The organism is Chamaesiphon polymorphus CCALA 037, from assembly GCF_003003845.1.
Classification (GTDB): Bacteria; Cyanobacteriota; Cyanobacteriia; order Cyanobacteriales; family Chamaesiphonaceae; genus Chamaesiphon; species Chamaesiphon polymorphus.
In genome coordinates, this window is sequence record NZ_PVWO01000707.1 from 1 (window position 1) to 2,302 (window position 2,302).

At 41.8% G+C, this 2,302-nt stretch carries 2 protein-coding genes; one reads left to right on the plus strand and one right to left on the minus strand.

Annotation, left to right across the window (positions count from 1 at the left end; genetic code table 11):
* The coding region (locus C7B77_RS28540) for an ATP-binding response regulator (protein ID WP_245894515.1) at positions 1–1,278 on the plus strand (1,278 nt) is incomplete at its 5' end.
* A gap of 194 nt (positions 1,279–1,472) precedes the next feature.
* On the opposite strand, the gene C7B77_RS28550 is transcribed toward C7B77_RS28540, so the two are convergent.
* Positions 1,473–2,006, minus strand: a complete 534-nt coding sequence (locus tag C7B77_RS28550; protein WP_106313031.1) for a hypothetical protein — start codon at positions 2,004–2,006, stop codon at positions 1,473–1,475.
* Between the last annotated feature and the right edge of the window lie 296 nt (positions 2,007–2,302).

Below are 2,302 nucleotides of genomic sequence, written 5' to 3' on the forward strand. Positions count from 1 at the left end.
AGCCTTTTAAGTGGACTTACAAAGGCAAACCGTTATGTGATTGAAATACTGGCTTTATTTACGCCGCTCAGTACTAGAGAGTTACGAGATGCCGTCCTCGTCGCCCAAACTGCCAATCAATCTAAGACTGATTTTCTAGCCCTCCTAAGTCACGAGCTACGTACTCCCCTGACGAGTATTTTGGGGTTATCGGCGACGCTATTGCGGCTACCCCTACTCAATCTCAACGAGCGACAACAAAATTATCTCAATATCATTCACAATAGCGGCGAACATTTATCCGAATTAATTGATGATATTTTAGATTTTTATAAATTAGAAGTCGGAAAAACTTTTCTGAAAGTCGGTGAATTTTTTGTATCGAAACAAATCGAACAAGTCGTCGAACTCGTCAAGCCCAAAGCCGATGCTGCCAAAATTGATATTCAAGTTGAAATTATCAATAATAATAGTTCGCCACTCAATGGTCGAGAGCTACGGTTTCGCGGCGATGCCAAACGGGTGCGGCAAATTCTGTTAAATATTTTAACCAACGCCATCAAATTCACCCCCGATAATGGCACGATCGTCATTCGATCTTGGCTGGAAGAAGGCTTTGCGGTATTTGAAATTGAAGATAGCGGAATTGGGATTGACGCCGAACAAATTCCCCGCTTATTTAAGAAATTCCATCAACTCGATCGCAATTTCGATCGCGATTATGGTGGCATGGGACTGGGACTAGCAATTACGCAGCAATTAGTCGAACTCCATGGTGGTTCGATCGAAGTTGAATCGGTGTTGGGTTCTGGCTCGACTTTTACCGTGCGGCTAGCCGCACAACCGCTCCAAATTCCCGAACGCAATGATTGGCAAGAAATGGATCGTCAATTAGTGTTTCAAGATCCCGAACTCAATCCCATTCCGAACCGGATTATCTTGATCGAACACGACGAAGATTTAGCCACATTTATGTGCGATATTCTTACGGCTGCTAGATACCAAGTAACCTGGTTATTATCGGCAGAATCTTCATTCCGACAAATCTCGATGTTCGAGCCAAATTTATTAATTATCGATCTGGCACTAGATGTTAATATTGTCGATCGATTGCTCGATAATATTCGGCGATCGACTAAAATTGGCGATACTAAAATTCTGGCGATCGCAAACAAAGACGATATCGTCAGTCCGATTAGCAAGCAATATATCGATGACTATTTATGGAAGCAAGTAAATCCCGAACACTTACTGCGGAAAATTACCAAGCTCCTCAGTGGTGTCGAAAGTAGGATGTGATAATTGATAGTTGATAGTTGATAGTTGATAGTTGATAATTGATAATTGATAATTGATAATTGATAATTGATAATTGATAATTGATAGTTGATATATAGGTTGGGTTGAGGCACGAAACCCAACAGTACCAACGTAGTACAGTAGGGGTAATTCATGAATTGCCCCTACCTCAAATTTTGAGCTGGTCTCTTATTTTAATTGAGCGACGAACCTGCGGCGAAAGCGACGGGTTTAGTGCCAACAATTTGCAAGCGAGTATTGTGATAAAAACCGCGCTTGAAGCCAGGGAACTGCCACTGATAACCATCAGCATCGGGATGTGCCGACATCAATTTCGACCATTCGCTAATGCGATGAGCGGCTTTTGATAATTTAGTTACTGACTCGATACCCAATCTTTGTGCTAATTGAGTTAGCTCTAATTTTAGACTAGTCGCCATTTCACCCTGACTATCGATCGTCAAAACCTCAGCATCTTTAGCTTGGGTAAGAGTGGTGAGAATACTACATACTCGATCGTTACCTTGTTGGTGGAGATCGAGTAACTCTGTCAACCGATCGATCGCACTCAAAGAATGCGGCTCTACAGTCGTATTGCGACAAGAATTTAAGAGCTGTGTTAGCGACTTAATTTGCGCTTGTTGCTGTTGAAGTTGTTGTTGATGCGTAATCAGAGTTTGGTGGACAGATTGAGCTAATCTGTCGAACTCTCGATCGATAATTGTCATAAGATTTAGGTGCAGATTAAAGTAGAGACGATTGGGGAAAAATGCAGGTGTAGGTTCGCGCTAAAAGTCTAAGTATATTAAGTGAAATTAAATATCAAAACCATGTAGATTGAGTTTTGAGACTCAAACCAACAACAGCGACGGTTTATGTACAGTCGCTCTTTGATATTTAATCGAACTTAGTTACTTAGGATCGATCGTAAAAATGGGAATATTCGTGGAGATGCAGAGCCAAATTGATGTCGGGGTCGAGCCACTAACAAAGTACGCGGTGGAGTGTGCGCGCTGTTTTAGTT

What these genes read in the sequence shown, in the direction of transcription:
- C7B77_RS28550 (WP_106313031.1), bottom strand. Translation starts at nt 2,006, where the DNA reads ATGACAATTATCGATCGAGAGTTCGACAGATTAGCTCAATCTGTCCAC.